Raw genomic sequence first — 26,186 nt, 5'->3', positions numbered from 1 at the left:
AATTCGGGATTTATTTCTTCATTATAGGTAAACCAGATGTGTATTTCATTTTCTGCTATCTTTATAAAGTTTTCTACTTAACAGAGGTCTCAATAAAAATCAAAGTGGTTTATACATATGGTAATTTATCAGTACCTGATTTTCTCTGGATATTTTGTTAGCCCGCTTTATTATAAAACCCCATTTTTTGAAAATTGGCATGGCCACTTTTGAAGCATCTACACTTAATTGTGAAAGCTTTTTCTGGTGTGCCAAGCCAAGCACATGGTCATAGAGTTTTCTGGCTATGCCACGTTTTTGAAAGTCAGGGTGCACGTAAAAACAGTCTATGTAACCATCATTTTTAAGTTCAATAAACCCCGCAAGGCGTGAGCCAAAGATAGCCATCCAAGGCTGAGTGTTATCTAAACGTTTTAACCACATCTGATAATCTGGTGGTGTTGGGCACCATGCTTCTTGCTCTGCTTTGCTATAAATATCGGTATCAATAGCATGAATAGTCGAATGAAACAAATCGCATATTTCAGTAGCATAGAGTGGAGAGTATGGTTTTACTTCGATTTCAGATGCAGCATTACCCAACTTGTTTTCTATTTTCATTATGATTTGTTCCAGCAAAACTTTGCACTTCATTATCACCAACATTGATATGTTATCGCATATTTGCTGAGAAATTCATTATCACTGCAAAATACCGGGTATTGCTGCCGGTAACAGCCAGCTAAGAATCAGAAAAATTTTTTATCTCAATACGATGCCACATGATAAATGGCATAAAATTTACAAACTAAGTTTAATCAAACTAGTTTCCGCTACTTTTTTGCACATCTGGATAAACCCAAAGCTTATTATCATGCACTTCTGCCAGAAAAACATCATCCAGTTTTTCTCCTAACCGGTTCAGCTCATTTTCCAGCCATTTTTCGTCATGCCCCAGAGATTTTAAACTTGGGTAATTCACTACTCCATTTTCTACTACAACAACGGCCATGGAGGGATCACCTTTTTTTACTACGGTCATCTGACCATTATATTCAAACCAGACATCACTGAGTGCTTCCAGACTGTTATAGCCACGCTGATGGAGTAACATAATAAAATCACGGATAGACAGTTTTGCTTTACGAAAATTCTGTGAAAGTACGATTCCATTTTCCATTAAGCGTATAGAGGTACCGTCAACAAAATCTTTAGCAATATTGCGCTTAAATGTGGTGTAACGTACCAGTAACAGTAATCCTGCCCAAAAAATGGAAGCACTCATAAGTAGGGTAATACTTATGGACGGATTATATAGCGGACCGCCAATAATTGCCCCTAAAACCACGTTACCTACCTGATCAATAGCAGAAATGGGCGCCAGAGACCCTTTACCGGATAAGTTGATGTACACTAACAGAATACAAAATGCGACCAGCATTTTGAAAATGATATTGAGATAGATGGGATTCATTAACGGTTCCTTTTAAACAATAATAACCGCAGCTTCAGATAAATAAACATAAATTATTGATTTTAATAAATAAATGTATCATGAAATCAATAAAAGATATTATTCTGAATATCGCTCAATATCCTAAAGTAATTAATATTTATAATATTAGAAACACAATAATAAAATATATATTTATTATCAATAGTTTATATTGTAATTTTAAGGTAAATTTCAATGTTTAATTTGTTTAAAATTATGTAATTAATTAATAATGCTTTTGGTTGAAATTTGGTCTTGATAAGGCAATATTGTTTTTGGCTGGATTATTTTAGTTATATTTTTATCGTTCTTGCCAGATATTTTCAGACGAAGGTTTTAAAAATTTGAATTCTGATGCGGAGAAAACCAGATTTAGTTACCCGCATCAGGTTATATAACGGCACTGATAAGATTACCAATAGCTATCATCGCATTAAAGCAGCTAAGAATTTACGGAAAAGTTTTCATTATCTGTTAATGTAACAAATGCTATCTAAATACAACTAATTTTTTATATCTTTGACTTATTGAAGTAATTAATGTTTTTATTTGCTCATCTATATCAGTAAAAAGATAGAAATTATGTAAACGCGGATAGTGTTTGATAAATATATTGCCTTTTTGGGTTCCGGCCGGGCATAAATTAAACGCTAATGTATTCGACGTTAAAATAATACTCATAAAATCATCCCAATAAAAAATACCTTCCATGTCAACAGATTTGATTAAGATTCCTTCTTCAAAAAACACATAATGATATTCAGCAGGCCAGTTAATTTCTTGGTATAATTTTTTTAATCTTCTGATTTCACGAATTATTCCGACAATTTGTGCTATAGATATCAGTAAAAATATAATCACGAGTATCTGAATAGATTCTATAACTGTTCTAGGTATTGCATTTTCCTCTAAAAAAAATTTTTGCAAATAAAAACATGCAATATCGATGATATAAATAATTACGCCGCTAAAAAAAATTTTTTTAGGAAAATATATTTTAAATATCTCCCGGGATATTTGAGGCGCCGGTGATTGATTTTCTTCTAATTTAATATTCTTGGTAAATAAATATGTTGCCGTATCAGGATCGAAAGCAACATAAGGCTCTAATATATATTTTTTCATTATGACATTTAATTAATTATGTAAATTAATTTATTTTATCAAAAACCAGATTTATTTATATGATATATGTCAATATTCACTTTTTTTGTAAATTTATTCTAAACGGATACTCGGTAGATTGATGTTGAAAATAAAACAGGCAACTATGAAGATATCTGGTTGCCTGCTTACCACTACAAAGCTTTGAAATCCATGCCGGTAAATATTCGTACCGGATTGCCACGGACTATCTGATGATGGTGTTTATGATGAACCGCCTTATTTCTTGCCTGCAATTGCTGTTCCTGCTGTAACAGCTTATGCTGGAGCAACAGTACAGCTAGTTTTTTATTAGCATGCTGGCTGCGCTCTGATTGCACTTTAACACTAATACCGCTGGCTGTATGTGTTGCTCTGACAGCTGATTCTGTTTTATTAACGTGCTGTCCGCCTGCTCCGGATGAACGCATGGTTTCAAACACAATTTCATCAGAGTACTGCTGAACAACTGGATTAAAACAACTTGCTCCGATAAACCAGTTTTTTCGTTTGTGCTGCGGACGATAAGGGCTGATACAAATCCATTGAATAGTACCCTGCCACATATCAGCCAGTGCGCTGGCCTGAGTACCCTCTAAACTTACCAGTACCGAATGCAGTCCGTGTTTAGCCGGTTCCTGTTCCAGAACTTGTACTTCAACCTGTTTCTGTTTAGCTTCATATTGTAAACGTGCTAATGCTTTGACAACGGCAAGACAACATTCAGCTGGTCCGTAAGCAGCAGATAATTGCAAAAGTTGCATTATTTCTTCTCCGCCTGAACTTTATAAGTAATCACTGGTTTAAGGCGTGCTACCGGTCTGATTAGCTGAGCCTGAACCATGGCTGCGATTACACTTTCAATTGATTTATATGCCTGAGGGGCTTCTTCATATAACAGTTCACGATCACAGCAGATTACTCTGCTGCCATGTGCTGTACGGTTTAACTGTTCTGCTGTATAGCGTTCTGCCAGCCTGCCCTTACAGGCAGAGCGCTGCCATTTACGCCCTGCACCGTGTGCCAGAGAATATAGTGAGGAAACGGTCTCCAGTGGCTGTACCAGATAGCTGAAATCACCACGGGAACCGGGAATAATCACTAATCCTCTGTTGGCAGGCGCAGCACCTTTTCGGTGTAACCAGCCATACTCCTTATTGATTGTTACCGGTTCTATAAAGTTATGGCTGATATCCAGCAGTTTTTGCCCCTCCTGACGCAGGTTAGCCAGAATACGTCTGCCAATCAGCTCGCGGTTCTGCTGTGCATAATCCAGAGCCAGATTGTGTTGCATCAGATATTCTTTACCGGCAGGACTATCGGCGATTAATCCCTGATGCCCGTACTGGCGGGTATGTTTATCCAGAATCATGCCGCCCAGCCCGCGTGAACCGCTATGTACCATCAGTTGCAGGTGCTGTTTATCCAGTCCGGTCTCCCGGATGATTTCCGGTGCATAAACTGTTTCCAGCATTTGCAGTTCTGCAAAATGGTTACCGCTGCCAATGGTTCCTGAAGCATATGTATGATTATTTAATGGCAGAATTTCTGGCCATAACGCTGTACATTCTGTGATTGATAGCGGCTGGTCAATATTATCCAGACGCTTAATCAGCTTAGCCTGATTCATTGCCCGGATTTTAACTGTGGTTTGCCATAATGCCATTCCGCAGCCAATATCCCCGCCAATCAGTGCCGGATAAAGATATTGGGTAGTAAAAAAAGCTGCACCTACCGGATAACCACGGCCGGGATGTAAATCCGGCATACCGGCAACGTATTTAATATCGGGAAGTTTTGCAGTTGTCTCTAGCTGCCGGATGGCTTCGCCCTCTAACCAGAGTTCTGGTGATGTTATCAGGGTAATATTGTCCGCCAGCTGCTGAATAGAATTGCCCATTCTGATCCATTCCAATTATTTTATTTGGTAATAAGCAAGCAATAGTCAGCCATGTTCATCATAAATGAACAGGATTTGCATGCTGAGTAATAAATTGGCAGGCCGTAGCCAAGGATCAGGATGTAATCAGCCCTGGATTGACCTGCAAGGGATAGGTAGTACAAACATAATTATTCCTTTCCGTTGCAATGTTGATAATTTGACAGAGTGGCGTACTGTAAATCAGGTTTTACAGGTAGTCAAAAATAATCAGCGATTTTTATGTCAATGAGCTGATTATAATTAGTGTTTTGTAGTTATTTCACCACTAATACACTAATCCGGTACTTTTGACACAATTATTTTCAATTAAAAATAATAAAAATTAATCATTAATAATAATTCATACTCTGATATTAATCGGTAACCACGTTTCCTGCATTAATTTAAAAATCTGCGCCGGGTTAAAACTTCCAGAACTGCTGCCCGTCAGTGGAACGGCAGTAGAAGCATAATGACGGGGATTAACGATATTTATAGTGGCAGTAACTCAGGCAGAAATGGAACAGTAACGCCGCAACATATTGATAACGGACAGAAATCATGTGCTCTGATAAGACAGTTTACCGGCACTGGTAGAGAATTTCAGGCTGAATGCTGAATTTTTCAGCAATTTTCTATTTGTGCTGATACCTGTCTGAATATGTGCTGGCTGTTTACTGCTGGTAATACTTCTAAATAAATAGTTAGTCGGACATATTATTCTCTGTTGGTGTGGCAGGCTTATGTTTACAATAACTGGTTAGATTGATAAATACAAAATGAGGAATTTTTTATGGCACAGTTTTTTGCTATCCATCCCACTGATCCTCAGGAACGACTGATTAATCAGGCAGCAGATATTGTTCGTGGTGGCGGAGTGATTGTTTATCCGACGGATTCCTGCTATGCACTGGGCTGCTTGCCGGGCAATAAACAGGCAATGGAGCGAATTTTACGTATACGCGGCATTGATCAGAAACATCATCTAACTCTGATGTGTCATGATCTTAGCCAGCTGGGCGTTTATGCGCGTGTAGATAATAGCCAGTTCCGGCTACTCAAAGCAGCAACGCCCGGAAGTTATACATTTATTTTGCAGGCCACCAAAGAAGTACCAGCACGTACTCTTCACCCTAAACGCAAAACCATCGGTTTACGTGTTCCGGACAATCGTATAGCTCTGGCTTTATTGCAGAATCTGAATGAACCGATGCTGTCATGTACACTGATGCTGCCTCATGATGATGAACCGTTAACTGACCCTTATGATATCCGGGATCAGCTTGAACATGAAGTAGATCTGGTGATAGACGGTGGCTGGTGCGGTACTGAACCTACAACCGTCATTGATATGACCGAGGATATTACGCTGATACGGCAGGGTAAAGGGGATGCTGCACTATTTGGTTTGTAAAATTTTCACTGGTATCATAACTGTTTTGATACAGAATTTTCTATTTGTATTTTAAGGATTTTACTTTGCAGAAATTTGATCTGGCTTTCTTACTTCTGGCAATCTTGCCGATTCTGCTTGGGCTTACGCTCCCGGAAGCAGTTTGTGGTTATGTGGCGCGCTTTTGCGGTGACCGTACAGCTGAAACGATGGGTCGGCTGAGTCTGAATCCGGCTAAATACATTGATATTGTCGGAACAATTATTATCCCGCTGGCAACTATGATTCTTTTGTCAGGCTTTCTCATGGTTGGCTGGGCCAAACCAGTACCAATTGACCCGCGAAATTTTAAAAACAGACGTCAGGGAGAGCGTCTGGTAGCCATTGCCAGCCCTCTGGCTAACCTGCTCTTATGTCTGTGCTGGACCATTGTTGTGATTATCAGTCAGTGGGTGCCGGAATATTTTGAGGAACCAATGGCAATGATGGGAATAATAGGTATCTATGTTAATGCTATGTTCTGCTTTTTCAGTCTCCTGCCGATTCCTCCGCAACCGGGTGCACGTTTTGTTGACAGTTTTCTGTCACCAAAAGCTTCGATGGAATACCGTAAACTCGAACCATATGGAACATGGATTATTCTGCTTTTGATTGTAAGTGGCATAATGTCGACTATTTTGTGGCCGTTTACCGATATTATTGTATCGCTGATGTCATCAATAATTGATATCTTCAGTGATTAATCTCTTCTGAGATCAGATGTAGTTTTCATTATTCAAAATTCTATTGAAATATTTAATTCGGCAAGAATATTTTTATATTCTTGCCGAATTATATTGATTACATCAATTTAAAATTAATTCTGGTGAATAAATGATTGGCTCATTGATTTACCAGGAAATTATTTTCTCTGTCCTAGTGTTACTCTTTCCAGACCTGCCAGATCAGGCTGTGTGTAAATCTGACTGAAATTATTCTGCGCTAACATTGTGCGAACTGCTTCTCCCTGATCAAAGCCATGTTCCAGTAATAACCAGCCATCAGGACGCAGAAAATGTGCAGCGCCGGTAATAATGGTTTGAAATGCAGTCAGACCGTTGTAATTATCGGTGAGCGCATGCTGTGGTTCAAAGCGCAAATCCCCCTGCTGCAAGTGTTGATCATGTACGGCAATATAAGGAGGATTGGATACAATTACGTCCACACTGTTAACTGCAGGCTGCGGCTGCGCCTGATACCATGAACCTTGTCCGAAAGATACGTCTGCCTGCAGGGCAGCAGCATTGGTACGCGCAACTGCCAGTGCTTCTGCACTGATATCAGCTGCCCATACCTGTGCATCAGGACGTTCACAGGCTACGGTAATCGCAATGGCTCCGCTGCCTGTACCTAAATCCCACACAACTCCGTGCTCAGGTAAATGTGCTAAAACCGCTTCTACGAGATGTTCCGTTTCCGGACGCGGAATCAGTACAGCTTCTGTAACTTGAAAACGCCTGCTGTAAAATTCACGCCATCCGAGCAGATAGGCCAATGGCTCACCAGCCAGCCGCCGTTGTGCCAGTTGATTCAGTCTGGTCTGATCTCTGCTGCTGATTAGCTGCTGACCATGGGCGATAATATAGCCATGACTGATATCCAGTACCTGCTGAAGCAGCATTCGTGCTTCCAGTCGCGGCAAACCGCAGTTGTGTAACCAGCTATCAAGAGTGATTGGCGTATCTGTATTCATTATCTATTCTTTAAGACAGGTTTATAACAAAAACAGGGTAGCCAGACCGAGAAAAATAAAAAAGCCGCCGGAATCTGTAACAGCAGTAATCAGCACACTGCTGCCAAGTGCCGGATCGCGGCCGGATTTTTGCATAATTACCGGTATCAGTACGCCGACCGTGGCAGCCAGTAACAGATTCAGTGTCATTGCAGCCACCATAACCAGACCAATACCTACGCTGTGATACAGGAAATAGGAAACAAGCCCCATCACAGAACCCCAGATAATACCATTTACAAGAGCAACACCCTCTTCTTTGCGCAGTAACCGCCATGCCTGACTGTTACTGATTTGTCCGGAGGTCATGGCGCGCACAATCATGGTAATGGTCTGATTACCGGAATTACCGCCAATACCGGCCACAATCGGCATCAGTGTTGCCAGCGCAACAATTTTTTCAATTGAGTTTTCAAACATACCAATTACACGGCTGGCAACAAAAGCCGTACACAAATTGACAGCCAGCCATATCCAGCGGTTTTTTACTGAATCCACTACCGGCGCAAACAGGTCTTCCTCTTCACGTAAACCGGCCATATTCAGCATATCGGTTTCTGATTCTTCACGAATCACATCCACCATTTCATCAACGGTAATACGTCCGATCAGTTTGCGGTTACTGTCTACTACTGGTGCAGTGACCAGATCATAGCGCTCAAATGCCGCTGCTGCTTCTTCAGCATCGTCTTCAGGACGGAAGGTAACCACATCATCGGCCATAACTGTCGAGACCAGTAAATCCGGATCGGCAACCAGCAGACTGCGTATGGGTAAAACGCCTTGCAGAACATCGTAATTATCGACTACAAAGATTTTATCGGTATGGTCGGGCAAACGTTCAAAACGGCGTAAATAACGCAATACCACCTCACAGGTTACATCAGCCCGAATACTTACCAGCTCAAAATCCATCAGTGCGCCAACCTGATTGTCTTCAAATGACATTGCCGCAGTAATTTGTGCCCGCTCTTCTTCATCACGGCTGCTGATGGCTTCATAAACAACTTCTTTGGGCAAATCCGGAGCCAGCTCGGCCAGTTCGTCTGCATCCAGATTATCCACAGCGGCCAGCAGTTCCTGCTGCGCCATGCTTTCAATCAGGGTTTCACGTACTGGATCAGAAACCTCCAGTAATACCTCACCATCTTCAGTAGGTGTAGCCAGCTTCCACACCAGCATACGTTCCTGTAGCGGCAGCGACTCCAGCAGGGTAGCCATATCGGCAGGATGCAGCTCGTGCAGAGCAGCAATCAGTTCAGTCAGTGCCTGTTCCTGCTCCGGTGTTTGCAGGTATGACTGAGTATGCGAATGGATATGCTCGGCAACCGGCAAAAGAATAGCAACCAGCTCACATATGTGATCGGTATCCAGATGCAGGCGTTCCAGTTCGCTGAGATTGCTATGGCTATCCATTGTATTGTTATCCTGTGTGTTGCACATCCAAACCGGAATGTTACCGCTGCAATGCCAGCAGTATATCCTGATAAAACAGCATTTTGCCTGTTATGATAAATTAAAGCCTGCTTGAGCAGGCTGTCTTTAATAATATTGTACACGGATTTTACCTGTTCGCGCCTCTCCTTCTTTGCGTTTATCACCACAAACTAAATTGCTAAGCTGCATAATCAGTGTATTTCACGGTAAAGTTTATATATTCTCTGTCACAGAATAAGGTTGCTGATGACACCACATTGTTTTAATGTATAAATTACATTACTGCTGCAAATTATGATTAAACTCAGCAGGGGGAATAGCAACATGCTCAGAGAAAATTTCAATGAATTTCAATATTTACTGACAATAGCCAAAGAGCGAAGTTTTACCAGAGCAGCCCGTAAACTGGGAATGACACAGTCTGCGCTCAGCCACGCGATTAAAGTTCTGGAGCAAAAACTGCAAACACGTTTACTGACCCGGACAACGCGCAGTGTGGCGCCTACTGATATAGGTGAACAGATAATTGCTTATCTGGAACCACGATTAAATGAGCTTGAATTTACATTACAGAATCTGGTTGAACAAAATGGTACAGCCAGCGGCAATATTCGGCTGTCTGTTAGTGAACATGCGGCAAATACGGTACTCTGGCCGAAACTGAAACCATTTCTGAAAGAACATCCGAAAATTAATGTTGAGTTATTTATCGATAACCATTTTGTAGATATCGTGCAGGATGGTTTTGATGCCGGAGTACGCCTTGGAGAGAGCCTCGAACAAGACATGGTAGCCATTAAACTGAGCTCTGAAATACGTCTGGCCGTTGTGGCATCAGCAGATTATTTCAAGACTCACGCTATACCGGCCACCCCATATGATTTACAGCATCATCAGTGTATCAATGTACGCTTACCCAGTGCCAATGCACTTTACCAGTGGGAGTTTGAAAAAGACGGCAAACCACTGCGTATTAAAGTAAACGGACAACTCACTTTCAATCAGTTGCCTGAGCGCATAGACGCCGTGTTATCTGGTTTTGGTATTGGCTACGTGCCCGAGGATATGGTCACAGCACTGGTGGCATCCGGTCAGCTGGTACAAGTACTGAAAGAATGGTGTCCTGCTTTTCCGGGCTATTACCTCTACTATCCCAGCCGCAAACAGCACCCCCGTGCCTTTGCTATGATGATTGATGCTTTACGACTAGTTGAATAAGGGAAACCATATGAGTCTCCCTTATTCTTTCCTGATTAACGCCCTACACGTGCCTGCAGGTCAGCAGGATAACGCTCACCCACAATAGAAACACGCTCCAGAGCCTGATTAATTTCAGCAACATCACTGGCAGTTAGCTGAATGTCGGCCGCAGCCAGATTTTCCTGAAGTCTGTCTGGTCTGGTAGTGCCCGGAATCGGAACAATCCATGGTTTTTGTGCCAGCAGCCATGCCAGCGCAATCTGAGCCGGAGTAACCTGATGAGCCTGAGCCAGTTTATTGATCAGAGTGGTCAGATTTTCATTTGCTGCCCGCGCTTCAGGAGTAAAGCGCGGTACACGCCGGCGGAAATCATCGGCGGTAAATACAGTAGATGAATTAATGGTACCGGTTAAAAAGCCTTTACCCAGCGGGCTGAACGGTACCAGACCAATTCCCAGCTCCTGCAGCAATGGCAAAATTTCTTTTTCCGGCTCGCGCCACCACATTGAGTATTCACTTTGCAAAGCAGTCAGAGGCTGTACTGCATGAGCCCGGCGAATAGTAGCAGCACCGGCTTCAGACAAACCAAAATATTTTACCTTTCCCTCAGCAATCAAATCTTTAACCGTTCCGGCAACATCTTCAATCGGTACATCAGGGTCGACCCGATGCTGATACAATAAATCAATCACATCTGTTTGCAACCGTCGCAATGAACCTTCGACTGCCTGGCGAATATGCTCCGGACGGCTGTTTAAAATCTGCTGTTTATTATCATCACCAAACGTAAAACCAAACTTAGTGGCAATCACTACCTGTTGCCGGTAAGGTTTCAAAGCCTCACCGACTAATTCTTCGTTCAGATAAGGGCCATAGACTTCTGCCGTATCAAAAAAAGTCACACCTTGTGCCACAGCAGAACGAATCAGCTCAATGGCTTTTCCGGTTTCTGTTGCCGCACCATATCCGAAACTCAGCTCCATACATCCCAGCCCCAAAGCAGAAACGGCCAGACGGCTACTGCCTAAATAACGTTGTTGCATCGTACTATTCCTTTTGTGATTAATTGCAGAAACAGCATAGTCTTTGCAGGCTACAGGATTAAGAGGTCTGAATTACTAAGGTTAATTAATACTATTCATAAATAATCAACCTGCCTTTTCATCAGTCAAAAAAAGCGCCTGACAAATCAGCAGGCGCTCAGCGGTATATTTCAGACGTAAATACTATCTTTTCCAAATACCTTTATCAGCAATAATTTTCAGAAAATACTGATTTATTTGTCAGCTTAATCAGCCCAGTATTTTTTCTTTGAAGTTTTACCAATACCCGGATTAAAGCTATTGGTAGGATCCAGCTGCCGGTAGAATTGCTTTAAAGCCGGTTTGGCATGATACAAGTGACCAACATTGTGCTCAGCCGGATACTGGGCTCCACGCTGATCAAGTAATACCAGCATCTCATCTTCAACTTTGTTGCAATCGGTACCTTTACGGGCAATATAATCCTGATGGAAAACATGACAGAAAAAGTGACCATAATACATTTTATGGATGAAATGCTGATTAATACTGTCAGGCAGGGTTTCAAACCATTCGCTGTCATTACGCCGTAAAGCCACATCCAGTGCAACAATATTTTCTACCGTATCGCTATGCACATTACGATAGGTAGTCGCTGCGCCGGCTGCGGCAAAACGATGCAGCATTGCCGCTTCGGCCTCTTTTTCATTACAGCGAAAATAACTACCAGTTTTCTGCTGGAAAAAAGTATTCAGAAATGCTTCTGCTTCCTCAATACCGTCATCAGCCATTTTCAGAATCAGATGGTGTTCGTAACGGTCGCGGTAATCACGAATGGACTGAGGTAAATGCTGCGGCAGAAACTTACACATAAATACCGCAAAATGGTCAGAAAAATTCTTCGGAAAAAACGGAATTTTCGCCATGATACGATCAACAAAATTCTTAAAGGCAAACAGGCGCGGCATAGCATCCGTACCGAATTTCTGAATGGCAACAAAAATATCTTTACCATACGCCGCAGCAATATCAAAAGCCTCACGGTGCATGTACTCACCGGAAACCGGCAGATTTTTAAACTTGCTGAGAATATGGCGGCGAATATCATCCAACTCGTGGGTATCATTACTGCCGATATAGAAAACCGCAGATTTTTTCTCCAGCGGGAAAGTATCCAGACGAACAGCAAAGACCATCAGACGTCCGGCGCTGCCGGAAGCTTCATAATGCCGTGCCGGATCGGCATTAAAACGTGCCGGCGTATCTGCATCTATTTCGCGTACATGGTTGCGGTATTCGTGGTCATGTCCCATACCGGCATCATGTTTGATATCCTGATCGCTGTATTTATGATTTTGCAGATTCTGTAAAATAGTTTCCGGTTCATCGCCCAGTTCGATACCAAGATGATTTACCAGATGCAACTGACCGTTTTCATCCAGTTGAGCAAACACTGCCATCTGAGTATAAGCCGGACCGCGCTGAATCAGCGCACCGCCTGAATTGTTACATACTCCGCCCATCACGGAGGCACCAATACAGGATGAACCGATAACCGAATGCGGACCACGCTGATATTGTTTCAGCTCTTTTTCCAGACGGAACAGTGTGCTGCCGGGCAGACAGACTACCTGTTCGCCATTTTCAATCACCTGAATACCATCCAGCCGGCGTGTGCTGACAATGACAATCGGGCGATCATAATCATTACCATCCGGTGTCGAACCACCTGTCAGACCAGTATTGGCAGACTGAGTGATGACTATCACATCCGCTTCAACACAGGCTTTTAACACCCGCCACTGTTCCACCAGTGTACCCGGTATCACAACAGCCAGCGCATCACCAACTCCGAAACGAATACCCTGGCGGTAAGGCAGAGTACGTGCGGGATCAGTCAGAGTATATTCATGCCCGACAATTCCCTGTAATGTGTGAACGAGGTCGGTATGTGTATTAATACCCATACTGCTTCTCCCTTTATTATGTAGTGACTTATTCCTAATTAATACAAACCATTTTAGAACAGTTATATATTAACGGAAAGATTTTTAACATATCTGATGTATATCAGGCTTCAGGCAAAAAACCACCGCTCTGCCGTTGCCACAGCATAGCATAAACACCATTTTTTGCCAGCAGCTCACTATGTGTGCCCTGCTCAACTATCTGCCCTTTATCCATCACAATCAGCCGATCCATTGCAGCAATCGTAGACAGCCGGTGCGCAATTGCCACAACCGTTTTGCCCTGCATTAACCGGGTGAGATTTTCCTGAATGGCGGCCTCTACTTCTGAATCCAGAGCACTGGTGGCTTCATCCAGCAGCAGAATCGGCGCATCTTTCAGAATTACACGGGCTATGGCAATCCGCTGGCGCTGTCCGCCAGACAGCTTCACACCACGCTCACCCACATGTGCATCATATCCATGTCTTGCTTTGGAATCTTCCAGTGACGGAATGAAACCATCCGCTGCTGCCTGCTGAGCTGCCCGTATCATTTCTTCATCAGAGGCATCTGGACGCCCGTAAACTATATTGTCACGTACCGAACGGTGCAGCAGAGAAGTATCCTGTGTCACCAGCCCCAGTGCTGCACGCAGACTGTCCTGCGTTACATCACGGATATCCTGCCCGTCAATCAGAATACGCCCGCCCTGTACATCATAAAAACGCAGCAGCAGATTGGTCAGTGTAGTTTTACCGGCGCCGCTGCGTCCGACCAGACCCACTTTTTCACCTGCGCGGATATGCAGATTAAAATCGCGCAGCAGCGGTTTATCCTCACTGTAAGAAAAGTTTACATGCTCAAAATCAATCGCACCCTGATTAACTGTTAACGGCAGTGCCTTAGGTTTATCAACAATAGCATGCGGACGGGATAGTATCTTCATACCATCTTCAACCGTACCGATATTTTCAAACAGACGCGCACTTTCCCACATTACCCAGCGTGAAAGACCATTAATCCGTGAGGCCATGGCTGTCGCTGTGGCAATAGCACCGACACCCACCTGCCCCTGCATCCACAGCCAGATACCCAGACCGGCAGAACCGACTACCAGTAAAGTATTAATCATGGTGCTCAGACTATCCAGCAGGGTTGCCAGACGCATCTGCGCATTCACGGTTACCAGAAATTCCTGCATTGATGCTTTAGCATAGGCAGCTTCACGCGCACTGTGAGAAAACAGCTTCACCGTAGCAATATTGGTGTAGGCATCAGTAATACGACCGGTCATCAGACTGCGGGCATCTGCCTGCCTCTGAGCAGTTTTAGACAGCCTAGGAATCAGAAATCTGAGTACCATGACAAACAGCACTATCCACAGAATAAAAGGCAGCAATAACCAGCTGTCCATACCGGCAAGTATTACCCCGCTGGTAACAAAATAAACCAGTACATAAACCAGCATATTGGACACAGACATTACCGTATCACGTACCGCAAGCGCGGTTTGCATCACCTTGGCAGAAACCCTGCCGGCAAATTCATCCTGATAAAAACCCATACTCTGCCCGAGCATCAGGCGGTGGAAATTCCAGCGCAGACGCATCGGAAAGGCGCCCTGAAGAGTCTGAAACTGTACATTGGAAGAAAGAAATGACCAAATAATACTGAATATCAGCACAGCAGCCATCAGCAGCAGTTCATGTCCTTTTTCCGGCCATAACCTGTCTGGTGAATAAGCACCAAGCCAGTCGATTACCGTACCAAGGAAACGAAATACCAGTGCTTCCAGAATACCGGTACCTATGGTCATGATAACCATCAGCAGCAGCCAGGGGCGTGCTCCTTCCAGACAACTCCAGATAAACGGCAACACACCTTTTTTCGGCGGTTGCGGAAGCGTATCCGGATAAGTATCAATGCGGTTTTCAAACCAGCTAAAAAATCGGTTCAGTAACATATTGCGTGGGCTTTCTGCATAGATGAGCCATAGCGGCTGTACCAGCAAATACGGCAGCCAGAAAAATAATAAGACAAATCATTATACATAATCTGAAATATAAATCAGCTTTCAGCGGTTTGTGTTAGAATCCTGCAGGCACATCAGCATACCAGACAGTCGCTGTGCATAATATACATGCATGGAGGAAAGTCCGGGCTCCACAGAGCAGAATGCCGGCTAACAGCCGGGCGTCGTGAGGCGACGGAAAGTGGAACAGAAAGCATAACCGCCGATGGCTGTGGGAAACCACAGCACAGGTAAGGGTGAAATGGTGCGGTAAGAGCGCACCGTGCCGTTGGTAACAACGTGTAGCAGGCTAAACCCCATTCGGAGCAAGACCAAACAGAATGCATTGACGCTGCTCGCCGAGCATTCGGGTAGGTTGCTAGAGCGGCACAGTAATGTGCCGCCCAGATGAATGACTGTCCAAGACAGAACCCGGCTTATAGGTTGTCTGATGTGCCCCTCAGCATAATGGTTATTCACACAGTTGTAACCGTTTTTCCGGCTCTCTTGTACTCATTGATTTTTCAGCATTTCTATGGCACCGGATATCAAAGAAAAACATAAAGTAAAAACAAGTTAGTTATCTATTGTTATCATTCATTGAACAATCTGATTAATTTATTTTTGACCATCCCCTGCATCAAGCGAAAGATGGAGAATCTGATACAGATTCTGATTATTTATGGCTGGTTTGTCTTTAAAAAAAGTAAATGCGGCATAACGCCATTTATCAGGATTATAAATAATCACTTTACCAGTTTTATTTTTATACTCAGCACTTTGAAAAGAAAAATCTCTTAACCGTACTTGTTCTGCTATAGAAAAATTTTCTTCTGATACATACCGGCTTTGTGAGAAATCATTTGTCAATTCCACTTCTGCTGTAATACCAATATTGATTTTTTGCCAGCCAAAAGAATTAATAATATTGTCAAAATAGCCCTCGAAAATAAATTTGTTCATTCCTTTGGTTTGTTTCCAAAGATAAAGAGGACAATATCCATTGCCTGTGTTGCCACTCTTTTTATCAGCAATTATATAAGCCTTAAATAATAAATCTTCAAAGCCATCTGTTTTAAAACCATTATCTTGAATACGATCTTTGATAATATTCATATCATAATCGGCTGGTAAACTAATTTTATATTGCATAGCCTGCATACTGAATTCCCGCTTTAAACGATGTAATTCAGTTTATAAATTTAATTAAATTTTGAATAATTCTAATCTGCGATTGAGTTATCAGAAAAAATGATAGGCATATACAACATATGGATTTCAAAGGATTAATGATTTTTAAAACAGTTTATGACGTTAAAAGTCTTAATAAAGCAGCAAAAATTTTAGGCTATTCACAATCTAATCTGACCGCACATCTGAAAAAGATGGAACATGAATTACGGGCAACGCTTTTTATCCGTAGTTTTGATGGAATGAAACCAACAGCACAAGGCCATCAGTTTTATGCTTTTAGCAATTCAACACTGGAAAAATTTGCACAAATAAAATTATCATTTAAATCTGTTAAACCTTTATTATTAATTTCAGAACTTCTGTTTCAGTTTATTGTTATTGAAAAGACTGAATATCAAATAGAATCAACAGATATTGTTATTAAAAAAACCTGTGAAATAGAAAATGAAATTAATCAGCATAATTATGATAAAGTTATTACTTTTAAAAAATTTAAGCATAAAGATTATGATTTAACAGAAACCGGATATTTACCTGTTGCCTTTTTAAAAAGTTCCGAAGTTACTACTCATCTGCATTTACCTGTCCTGATTAACAACGATGCAGATTGTCCCTTACGTGCCAAAACTTTAGCAATATATCCGCAGCTGACTAATATTATTACCATTGATTCTCTCAGCCAGCTGTTAAATCTTGTTAAAAAGGGGCAGGCAATAGCACTATTGCCCGTATTCTTTGCGCAGGATAAACTTACACCACTTGATACTCACCAGTATCTGATTGACTATTTTTGTTATCAGCATCAATCAGTTTAAAAAATTTTATATCATATCAAGTTTACTATCACTACCCGGATCATTATTAACCGGTTAAGTCTGTTAATAAACCATTTGCTGTGAACTGAATACATCTGTATGGATTTTTACTGTTGCAGCCTGCATGTCCGCACGTCTGAATAGTGCCTTACCGATAAAATTACCACTAAATAGGCGCAGAAATTATCTAAACAGGTACAGAGTTATGATCTGATATTTATTCCGGCCGGATTGATAATATCACTAGTCAAAATCCTTAAATTTTGATTTAAATCATTCTATTTTTCATTGAAACAACATAATATCTATAAAATAAAACAGATATTTACATTCTTATATTCTCCAGTAACGCCTAATGCTGGATAACTATTGAATTCTTACTTTTTTAAACCCAGAGATAGCCAAATGCAAAAAATATTTATAGCCATTATTTTTGTTGTCTGTCAGTTAATCTCTTACTCAGCATTAGCTCTAACTGTGTCCTCCCCACCCATCTATCAAGTTAAAGCATCTGATTTTATAGAAAAATTCAATACCTTAAATAAACAATATCGATATAATCTGAAACCTATTAAAAAAAGCGAGGAGTCTCTATCTGAATATGACCTTGCACCTCATATCAACCTCACAATGCATAGAAACAGCTGGGATGAGTTGATAACACAACTTAAACTTAACTGTGACCAATCCTCGAATAATAAATCAGCCGATATGAATAAATGTCAGCAATCTATTCAGCTTATTAGTGAAGCATTTGATGCTGATTTTGAGCTTAGTGACTTCGAGCGTAATAAAGTATGTGAATCCAAACATAAAACCTCATGGCCAGCTGGATCCAGTGGCATGGTAAAATTATGTTCATATGAGTTCAATAATGTTCGTTATACACAGGAGCATGATCTGGACGACCAATCTTTACGCTTTATCATTTCTCCGTTTCTTAGAAATATACCATCGAAGTATTTGAGAATGAAATAACTTAAATATGAATAGCCAGAATGATTAAGACCGGATAACCGGTCTTTTAGGATTGATGCTAGTTACTATCACGTTTAATAATTAATCCCAAAGGGAATCATGGGATAAACAATACCAGATGGGGCAGATTGAATATTCTCAATCCTAAGCCTGATATATAAATAGATTTAAAATATACAGACAGTTTTATACCTGCAATTTGTACTGCTAATTGTGTTTAATCTCTTTATTTGAATAAAATTTATTCAGATGAAGTGAAAATTTTGGTTGTTTCTTTTACATCACCAGAGAAAATTTTATGCCGGATAATCACTACTAAATACTGTTAAATCTCAGGCTGCATCAACTCAGAAGGAGTATTTTGCATAGCCTGAATAATCAATGTAGATATAATTTAATTATTTGTCCGCTCAGTAACAGACTTTACATTAACAGTAGTTTTATGTCAGGCTTGGCTATTGTTTAATTATCGGTATCAGCATGCACACGCGCCAGTTTTTGTCTTTATATGGTTCTATTTTTTTTCTGTTTTCCGGTTACGGGCTTATTCTGAATTCTGCCGGGGTAAAGCCGACTCAAATGGGAGTCAGTAATATTACCATCGGTGTGCTGAATGCTGCCTTTTTTATTGGTGGTACGATTTCTGCTATTGTTTCTCACCGGATTATTTCACGCGTAGGACATATCCGCAGCTTCAGCGTATTTGGTGCATTGTTTGCTATTGCCGCTCTCGCCCATCTGATGGTAGAACAGTTGTGGATGTGGGGGATTTTGCGTGCATTACTGGGTTTTTGTCACTACAGCTTATTAATGGTAGTGGAAAGCTGGTTTACAGCACGCAGCGTTCCTCAGAACCGCGCCAAGATTCTGGCTCTGTACGAAGTAGTATATTACATGTCGTCAGCAACCAGCGTTCTGCTGCTAAGCCTGAATATGACCAGTAATAACATTTTTACACTGGCTGCTATTCTGGTGATTGCCGCCACGTTACCGGTAGGGCTGACCCGTATGCAGCAACCGGAAATTCCTAAACGTGAACGTATCAGTCTGCCGCACGTCTTTTCCATTGTACCACTGGCATGGATTGCCTGTTTTATGGCAGGGATTTTTATTAATGGCTTTTTCACCATGGGCTCGGTATTTATACTGAAACTGGGCTACAGTCTGCCTCAAGTATCTCTGTTTCTGGGTTCTGCAATGATTGGAGGGTTTACCATCCAATTATTTATTGCCTGGCTGTCAAATAAATTCGGGCGCCCGCGTACTATTTTCGGCTGTGCCTGTGTAGCTGCGGTAGCAGCAATCAGTGGCATGCTGTTGTTAGTGGGGTTGCCGGGTAATATCTGGGCTCAGTGCGTGATTGCACTGGCTATCGGTTGTAGCGGCTTTCCGATGTATGCACTGGGGCTGGCACGCGCCAATGATGTTTTACCTGCCAATATGAATACAGTGGAAGTAAATCGCTGTCTGCTGTTTGTTTATGGTTTGGGCTCACTGGTGGCACCACTGATTCTGGGTTCAGTTATGCAGCTGTTCAATCATTTCGGCTTCTATAGTGTATATGCGATTATCGCAACCATTCTGGCGGTATATGCGTACATGCAGCCGGCTGTCCTTGTTTCAGAACGCAGTGTTTATGTACCGGTATCCGGCAATGTTGGACCGATGACCGCCGAGCTTGACCCGCGCAACAATAATGCTACTGACACTCCGTATGATGCCCAAAGTGCAGAACAGCATATTCATGAAACTTTGCAGAATACTGATAATCAGGATCAGCCGGATAAATAACTATTTGCAAAGCAAGCAATGTATCGCATAAACCATACTGCCCGGATCACTGAATTGTTCCGGGCAGAATTATGGTGGTATTAAATCCTGAATTATCTGTATCTGTACTAAGCATTAGTTTTCTGAAAGTGATACAACCATTTGTCGTACCCTAGAAAAATTTGTTTAAACGTTTATTCTTTCAACCATGAAAATTTACGCCGGCCTAAAGCAATAAATGGTTTTTCAATATACTGAAAAGTCAGGGTACAGATAGTTAGTAAAATCAACAATACTGCTGTAGATACTAATGTGTATTGTGTGCGGTTCAAAATTAAATGATGGGAAACTATATATTTATTCATACAGAACCAGCCAATACCATGTAATAAATAAATACTGTAGCTGGCATCACCGAGCCGTATAAAAGCTTTTAGCCGTAACAGCCCGAATAGATTGCCACCGAGCGCAATCAGACCAAACAGCATTGCAAACAGTGGTAAAAAATTAATGTCATAGTTACCATTAGTAATACAAAAAATCAGTACCAGTAATAGCACGATACCGATATCACAGAATTTTTTAGATATCTGTACAGTTTCTGACAATATTCTGGCCAGTGCGCCTATGGCAAAACAGGCAATAAAGTAAGCTTTTTGCTGATTAAATGGGGCAATCAGATAAACGGCAATAAATATTACGATTATTGCCAGAGGCAGTAAACCGGTTTTCGGGCGCAGAATACATATCAGTGGCAGGGAAAAATAAAATGCCCATTCCCAGTATAGCGTCCAATATACACCTGCATTAATCAATCGGGCGTCCTGCATACCGAATAATCCTGGTTTAATGCCAGTAATACCGGCATCAAACCAGTAATACAGATTAAGCAGCATATCACGTGTAATCAGTGTATGTCTTTGAAAATACAGTGCAAGTAATATACAGCAGGCAGAAGATAAACAAAATACCGGTGCAATGCGCAGCAGACGCTTCTGATAAAACTGTATCCACGAAACGGGGCCAGAATACGCAAACAGATAACCTGAAAGCATGAAAAACAATGTAACAGCGAATGCACCAAGACGTAGATTGAGCAGATTATGGACAAATACGGCCGGTGTCCATGGCTGGCCGTGCAAATAATAATAGCTGTAAACATAATGATGCATGGCTACACTGAAAGCTAATATAAAGCGCAGACCATCCAGTCGCTCTATCCGCCGGCTACCGGGATTATCCATAAATGCAAACAGCTTGGTTCGAAATACTGCCCAGCACAGTATTAATAATCCCAGCATCCAGCCAAACATTTGGTATGAAAAAAGCATAAAAATATTAACAATCAGTAGTAAACATAACCTGATATTAATGTTTTTTTACAGTATCTGTGAATCCGGTTTTAAGAATCAGGCCTGCTGTTAGTATACGTCACGCTGATAGCGTTGCTGCTGACGCAGCTCACTCAGATATTCATCAGCATCTTCAGAGCTGAGTTTACCCTGCTCAGTAACAATATCCAGCAGTGCCTGCTCTACGTCACGAGCCATTTTGCCGGCATCGCCGCAAACATAAATATGCGCTCCGCGCTGTAACCATTCCCAGATATCCTGTGCACGCTCCCGCAATTTATGCTGTACATAAACCTTTTCGTTTTCCTGACGGCTCCAGGCAAAATCGTAACGTGTCAGTAAACCGCTTTTGCGGTATTGCAGCCATTCGGCCTGATAAAGAAAATCATCAGTAAATTTCTGATTACCGAAAAACAGCCAGTTTTCACCTGCGTCACCATTGGCATCACGCTGTTGCATGAATGCGCGAAACGGTGCAATACCTGTACCGGCACCAATCATGATAATGGGTGTGTTACCATCTTCAGGTAAGCGGAAACGGTGATTTTCTTCAATAAATACGCGCACTGCCTCACCTTCCGGCAAACGTTCACCGAGAAAACCGGACGCACCTCCTGTATATTGCCGTTCACGCTGAATAAAACGCACCACACCCACGGTCAGATGAACTTCCTCGCCAACCTCATCCTGACTTGAAGCAATTGAATACAGGCGCGGTGTAAGCGGACGAAATAAATCATGTAATGCCTGTGCATCAATTAAATGCGGATAGGCTGCCAGCACACTGACTGGCGCAGTAGTGGCAATAAACTGCTTCAGGGCTGTATTGTCAGCCACAATTTCATCCAGTTCGGCATTTTGTATCTGCCGGGCATAGTTTTGCACCAGAGCAGGTGTATTCTGAGTGATATCCAGCTCATTCTGTAAAGCTTCTCCGATACTTATTTCACGTCCGTCAGCCAGTCGAACCAGTGCATCCCTGTCTACCTGAGTATGCTGCAGAATTTCTTCTACCAGTGTGGCTGCATTCTGATAAAACACGCCCAGAGCATCCCCGGGCTGATAACGGATACCGGAACCGGTTAAATCGATTTCGATGTGTTCGACATCTTTGTTGGCTTCAGGTGTGGTGATCCGCTGGCGCAAACTTAAGGTGGCACTGAATGGTGCTGCTTTGGTAAATACCGCAGTTTGTGCAGCGACTACACTTTGCTGAACCTCATTACTTATACTTGCGCTATTAGTGTTATTCAGCTCACTGATAAGAGCAATAATTTTATCCTGCCATGCTGCGGCACTACTCTGATAGTCGACATCACAGTCAGTCCGTTCAGCAAGGCGCTGCGCACCCAGATGAGCCAGTTGATTATCAAAATCCTTAGCACACTGACAAAATTGCGGATAACTGCTGTCTCCCAGTCCCAGTACCGCAAAGTGAAGCTGATTAAGAGCCGGTGCTTTTTTACCAAACAGATATTTATATAGTGGTAAAGCTTCTTCCGGAGGTTCGCCTTCGCCCTGTGTTGAAGTTACCAGCAAAAGAATATCTTCATTGGAGAGTTGCTTGATTTTATAGTCGCCGCTGGCGATTAAAGCTGCATTAATACCGGCAGCTTCAAGTTTCAGTTGCAGGCTTTCTGCCACACGACGTGCGTTACCGGTTTGTGAAGCGGATAAAACCAGTACTTTGCGTGCTGCAACCGGTTCTGCAACACCGGATACCGGCAACGCTGCCGGAAAAACCGTATTTTGCTGCTGACTGTTTGCCCATGCATAGCCGGACAGCCAGGCAAGTTGTGTTGGTGAAAGGCTGGCAAGCGATTGCAGCAATTCAGGGGAAATGGGTATGCTCATGGCTTGTGCTCGATAAAGTTATGATTAATGTAATTTTCAGACTGCAATAGATAGTCAGCCATACTAGCAAGCACAAAGTTTTTTGAGAAAGAAATGACGCTTATTTAGATAGAAGCAGTAAGAATATATAAAAAGGCAACCCTTCGGATTGCCTTGAATCGGATGGTCTGGCTTGCCTCCAGACTGTCCGGATTAGCGTTTAATACCGATTTCCGGAAAAGATTTACGCATCACTTCATCCAGATGGCTGGCTGAAGCACGCATTAAACCCTGCTCTTTTTCATTCAGCGGAATTTCAATTACCTGACGTATACCATGCCGGTCTAACACTGCCGGTGTACCAATATACATATCATTAACACCATACTGACCGTTCAAATAAGCAGAAACAGGTAAAATGGTATTTTCATCATCCAATAATGCGCGGCAGATACGTGCCAGAGCAGCACCGACACCATAGTAAGTAGCACCTTTAAGGCGAATAATATCGTAAGCGGCATTGACCACACGATCAGCAATAATATCCAGATCTGCTTCGGTAAAGCGCGGGTCACCTTTAATCCATTCTTCTATGGTCAGCCCGCCTACACTCAGGTGAGACCAGGCCGGAAACTCGGTGTCTCCGTGTTCACCCAGAATATATCCGCTTACTGTGCGCGGATCGACATTCAGTAAATACCCTACATATTTACACAAACGGGCGGAATCCAAAGATGTACCGGAACCGATTACCCGTTCTGCCGGAAAACCGGAAATTTTCCATGTAGCATAAGTCAGAATGTCAACCGGATTCGAAGCCACAAGAAAGATACCGTTAAAGCCAGACTCTACTATATGAGTGACAATGCTTTTAATGATATGCAGATTACGATTAACCAAATCCAGACGTGATTCACCGGGTTTTTGAGCAGCACCGGCAGTAATGACTACGATATCAGCATCAGCAGCGTCACTGTAATCACCGGCGTAAATGTTTTTCGGATAAGTAAACAGTAATGCATCAGCAATATCTTTAGCATCACCATGCGCCTTATCCCGGGCAACATCGACGATAACCAGTTCCTGACCGATACCTTGCAGGGTAGCAGCATAGGCAAAAGTGGAACCAACTGCACCGGCGCCGACCAGAACTATTTTCTGGTGATTTTTGGCATTAGTAGGCTGTAACATAAATCAACCTCGTTTCTATGGATAAATACAAAACTATGTGAATTTATGCATAAATTGTAACAGATTACCATATGCCATTTTTTTTATTTATTTATATTCATTATTCATTACAAATTTTGGTATATTAGACCTATAAATATAATTTTATGTATATTTTTTGCCAGTTATATTGATATTTTCGTGAATTTAACATAATTATATTTAATTTTGAATAATATCTTTACGCTGGCAAATTCTATTTTATACCTGACTAAAAACCAAAATATTGATCTTTATTTATAGACTTTATTGATTATTGATATAGTTAGTTATAAAAAGTGGTTTCGAATTACTACTCGTAAGAACTATGTCAAATATTCATTTATTGTATTTATAATCTGCCTTTTTCTCTTAATGTTATCGCCATTCTAAAATAGAATAAATTATGGCCTTGCGAATACCAGGCTAGAGGCATCATAAAATTTTGCATTAAAGGTAAATTGAATAAATATCTATTTTTATGATCAAAGGAAGATTTATTCTTGATATTCGGAATATAAATACGGGTTATTTTAAAGATAAAGATGCTATGTTATCTGTAAGGTAACAATAGCAAATTAAATTAATTTTGAGTCATCTCTTTAACTAATAAAAAAAGCCATATACTATGGTATCAATAAGTTATTTTATTAATAGTGATGTGATGAAAAATTTAATTTGCTATAAAACGTTACCAGTCTGGAATGCACAAACCTTACCGAAACAGTTTCGTGAACAGCATAATACACAAACAGGTACCTGGGCAAAATTAAATATTATTAAAGGTTATGTTAATTTCGATATATTAACCGAACAGGGAGACATCATTTCTGAACATGTTTTCAATACTCAGCAGCAACCACCGTTGATTTTACCTCAGCAATGGCACCGGATAGCTCAGATATCGGATGATTTGCAATGCCAGCTGGCTTTTTATTGTCTGCCGGAAGATTACACTCAGAAAAAATATCAAATGACCAGAACGCACTCTGAAGTACTGGCAGTTAGTCAGTTCTTTTCGGCAGGGAAAGTTTTGGATTTAGGTTGTGGTTCCGGTCGTAACTCACTCTATTTACAGTTACTGGGTTTTGATGTTGATTCCGTTGATAAATCAGAGGTGAGTATTAATAATTTACAAAGCATTATTGCTAATGAACATTTATCCCATATCAACGCATCTGTATATGATATAAATCAGGCTGATTTAACAGGTAATTACGATTTAATTATTTCAACAGTGGTAATGATGTTTCTACAGGCAGACAGAATTCCCGATATTATTCGTAATATGCAAATGATAACAAAACCGGGGGGATATAATTTAATTGTCAGTGCGATGTCCACTGACGATTTCCCTTGTACAGTCGGGTTTTCGTTTACTTTTAAAGAGAATGAATTGCGTAATTATTATCAGGACTGGAATATTCTGAAATACAATGAAGATGTTGGTGAACTGCATAAAACCGATAGTGATGGTAATCGAATAAAACTGCGATTTACCACTTTACTGGCACAAAAAAAGTAATATCTCAGGATGTAGTTTAGTACAATTGAAAACATGCAATGGTTAAATAGAAAATTCAATAATAACTATATTAAGATTAAAAAGCGATAATGCCAGTTTCAGACTAAGTAATACTTATTTGAAAACAGTCAGATCTGTTTCCCTTGAAACCAGCAGAGCATTAGTAAACAATTTACTGAATTAAAAGTA

General features: G+C 41.5%; 22 protein-coding genes and 1 other RNA gene. 9 read left to right on the top strand and 14 right to left on the bottom strand.

What is annotated here, in order from left to right; translation table 11 throughout:
- Window positions 1–99: 99 nt before the first annotated feature.
- From H3U82_RS08070 to H3U82_RS08050, 5 genes are all read right to left on the bottom strand, one after another.
- A complete protein-coding gene (locus H3U82_RS08070; protein ID WP_110414774.1) occupies window positions 100–600 on the bottom strand; it encodes a GNAT family N-acetyltransferase in 501 nt (166 codons plus the stop codon).
- 202 nt (window positions 601–802) lie between these two features.
- Window positions 803–1,453 (bottom strand): DUF421 domain-containing protein, encoded by a 651-nt coding sequence (locus H3U82_RS08065; protein WP_025331730.1) that lies wholly within the window; start codon window positions 1,451–1,453, stop codon window positions 803–805.
- A gap of 510 nt (window positions 1,454–1,963) precedes the next feature.
- A complete protein-coding gene (locus H3U82_RS08060) occupies window positions 1,964–2,599 on the bottom strand; it encodes a hypothetical protein (RefSeq protein WP_078475192.1) in 636 nt (211 codons plus the stop codon).
- A 173-nt stretch (window positions 2,600–2,772) separates the two neighbouring features.
- Window positions 2,773–3,381 carry a peptide chain release factor H gene (prfH, locus tag H3U82_RS08055; protein ID WP_025331732.1) on the bottom strand — a complete coding sequence of 203 codons (609 nt, stop codon included), beginning with the start codon at window positions 3,379–3,381 and terminating at the stop codon, window positions 2,773–2,775.
- The gene (locus tag H3U82_RS08050) at window positions 3,381–4,517 is read right to left on the bottom strand and encodes an RNA ligase RtcB family protein (protein ID WP_198210113.1); all 1,137 of its coding nucleotides are present in this window, start codon (window positions 4,515–4,517) and stop codon (window positions 3,381–3,383) included. Before H3U82_RS08050 ends, prfH begins: the two co-directional genes overlap by 1 nt.
- 493 nt (window positions 4,518–5,010) lie before the next feature.
- On the opposite strand from H3U82_RS08050, the gene H3U82_RS08045 reads away from it, so the two are divergent.
- The 3 genes from H3U82_RS08045 (at window position 5,011) to H3U82_RS08035 (ending at window position 6,674) form a co-directional block, all read left to right on the top strand.
- The gene (locus tag H3U82_RS08045; RefSeq protein WP_198210111.1) at window positions 5,011–5,157 is read left to right on the top strand and encodes a hypothetical protein; all 147 of its coding nucleotides are present in this window, start codon (window positions 5,011–5,013) and stop codon (window positions 5,155–5,157) included.
- 174 nt (window positions 5,158–5,331) lie between these two features.
- Window positions 5,332–5,952, top strand: coding sequence for an L-threonylcarbamoyladenylate synthase (locus H3U82_RS08040; protein WP_025331735.1), 621 nt, complete (start codon window positions 5,332–5,334; stop codon window positions 5,950–5,952).
- A gap of 65 nt (window positions 5,953–6,017) precedes the next feature.
- Window positions 6,018–6,674, top strand: a complete 657-nt coding sequence (locus H3U82_RS08035) for a site-2 protease family protein (protein ID WP_025331736.1) — start codon at window positions 6,018–6,020, stop codon at window positions 6,672–6,674.
- A 158-nt stretch (window positions 6,675–6,832) separates the two neighbouring features.
- On the opposite strand, the gene prmC is transcribed toward H3U82_RS08035, so the two are convergent.
- The gene (gene prmC, locus H3U82_RS08030) at window positions 6,833–7,645 is read right to left on the bottom strand and encodes a peptide chain release factor N(5)-glutamine methyltransferase (protein WP_370524665.1); all 813 of its coding nucleotides are present in this window, start codon (window positions 7,643–7,645) and stop codon (window positions 6,833–6,835) included.
- A gap of 39 nt (window positions 7,646–7,684) precedes the next feature.
- Complete coding sequence (gene mgtE, locus H3U82_RS08025) at window positions 7,685–9,118, bottom strand: magnesium transporter (RefSeq protein ID WP_025331738.1); 1,434 nt, start codon at window positions 9,116–9,118, stop codon at window positions 7,685–7,687.
- A 345-nt stretch (window positions 9,119–9,463) separates the two neighbouring features.
- Here mgtE and H3U82_RS08020 point away from each other — a divergent pair, with 345 nt between their 5' ends.
- A complete protein-coding gene (locus H3U82_RS08020) occupies window positions 9,464–10,357 on the top strand; it encodes a LysR family transcriptional regulator (RefSeq protein WP_078475196.1) in 894 nt (297 codons plus the stop codon).
- Window positions 10,358–10,392: 35 nt separating this feature from the next.
- On the opposite strand, the gene H3U82_RS08015 is transcribed toward H3U82_RS08020, so the two are convergent.
- The 3 genes from H3U82_RS08015 to H3U82_RS08005 all read right to left on the bottom strand — a co-directional run bounded on the left by H3U82_RS08015 (window position 10,393) and on the right by H3U82_RS08005 (window position 15,273).
- Complete coding sequence (locus tag H3U82_RS08015) at window positions 10,393–11,382, bottom strand: aldo/keto reductase (RefSeq protein WP_198210107.1); 990 nt, start codon at window positions 11,380–11,382, stop codon at window positions 10,393–10,395.
- A gap of 245 nt (window positions 11,383–11,627) precedes the next feature.
- Window positions 11,628–13,328: a D-lactate dehydrogenase gene (gene dld / locus H3U82_RS08010; RefSeq protein ID WP_037393718.1), complete on the bottom strand. Its 1,701-nt coding sequence runs from the start codon at window positions 13,326–13,328 to the stop codon at window positions 11,628–11,630.
- A gap of 103 nt (window positions 13,329–13,431) precedes the next feature.
- The gene (locus H3U82_RS08005; protein ID WP_198210105.1) at window positions 13,432–15,273 is read right to left on the bottom strand and encodes an ABC transporter ATP-binding protein; all 1,842 of its coding nucleotides are present in this window, start codon (window positions 15,271–15,273) and stop codon (window positions 13,432–13,434) included.
- Window positions 15,274–15,416: 143 nt separating this feature from the next.
- On the opposite strand from H3U82_RS08005, the gene rnpB reads away from it, so the two are divergent.
- Window positions 15,417–15,777, top strand: an RNA gene (gene rnpB / locus H3U82_RS08000) — RNase P RNA component class A.
- A 162-nt stretch (window positions 15,778–15,939) separates the two neighbouring features.
- Here rnpB and H3U82_RS07995 read toward each other — a convergent pair.
- Window positions 15,940–16,482, bottom strand: coding sequence for a DUF4865 family protein (locus H3U82_RS07995; protein WP_198207350.1), 543 nt, complete (start codon window positions 16,480–16,482; stop codon window positions 15,940–15,942).
- 128 nt (window positions 16,483–16,610) lie between these two features.
- Here H3U82_RS07995 and H3U82_RS07990 point away from each other — a divergent pair, with 128 nt between their 5' ends.
- From H3U82_RS07990 to H3U82_RS07980, 3 genes are all read left to right on the top strand, one after another.
- Window positions 16,611–17,330 carry a LysR family transcriptional regulator gene (locus tag H3U82_RS07990; RefSeq protein WP_198210103.1) on the top strand — a complete coding sequence of 240 codons (720 nt, stop codon included), beginning with the start codon at window positions 16,611–16,613 and terminating at the stop codon, window positions 17,328–17,330.
- Window positions 17,331–17,735: 405 nt separating this feature from the next.
- Complete coding sequence (locus H3U82_RS07985) at window positions 17,736–18,308, top strand: hypothetical protein (RefSeq protein ID WP_198210101.1); 573 nt, start codon at window positions 17,736–17,738, stop codon at window positions 18,306–18,308.
- A 480-nt stretch (window positions 18,309–18,788) separates the two neighbouring features.
- Window positions 18,789–20,099, top strand: a complete 1,311-nt coding sequence (locus tag H3U82_RS07980; RefSeq protein ID WP_078475202.1) for an MFS transporter — start codon at window positions 18,789–18,791, stop codon at window positions 20,097–20,099.
- A gap of 173 nt (window positions 20,100–20,272) precedes the next feature.
- Here the strand turns inward: H3U82_RS07980 and H3U82_RS07975 are convergent, their stop codons facing one another.
- From H3U82_RS07975 to H3U82_RS07965, 3 genes are all read right to left on the bottom strand, one after another.
- Window positions 20,273–21,409 (bottom strand): acyltransferase, encoded by a 1,137-nt coding sequence (locus H3U82_RS07975; RefSeq protein WP_198210099.1) that lies wholly within the window; start codon window positions 21,407–21,409, stop codon window positions 20,273–20,275.
- Between the two features lie 90 nt (window positions 21,410–21,499).
- Window positions 21,500–23,284: an assimilatory sulfite reductase (NADPH) flavoprotein subunit gene (locus H3U82_RS07970; protein WP_198210096.1), complete on the bottom strand. Its 1,785-nt coding sequence runs from the start codon at window positions 23,282–23,284 to the stop codon at window positions 21,500–21,502.
- 192 nt (window positions 23,285–23,476) lie between these two features.
- Window positions 23,477–24,454 (bottom strand): L-lactate dehydrogenase, encoded by a 978-nt coding sequence (locus H3U82_RS07965; protein ID WP_025331749.1) that lies wholly within the window; start codon window positions 24,452–24,454, stop codon window positions 23,477–23,479.
- A gap of 682 nt (window positions 24,455–25,136) precedes the next feature.
- On the opposite strand from H3U82_RS07965, the gene tehB reads away from it, so the two are divergent.
- Window positions 25,137–25,997 (top strand): SAM-dependent methyltransferase TehB, encoded by an 861-nt coding sequence (gene tehB, locus H3U82_RS07960; RefSeq protein ID WP_232336147.1) that lies wholly within the window; start codon window positions 25,137–25,139, stop codon window positions 25,995–25,997.
- Window positions 25,998–26,186: the final 189 nt, after the last annotated feature.

Source organism: Snodgrassella sp. W8132 (genome assembly GCF_016100865.1).
Taxonomy (GTDB): Bacteria; Pseudomonadota; Gammaproteobacteria; order Burkholderiales; family Neisseriaceae; genus Snodgrassella; species Snodgrassella alvi.
This window is presented reverse-complemented; position numbering and strand designations above follow the sequence as displayed.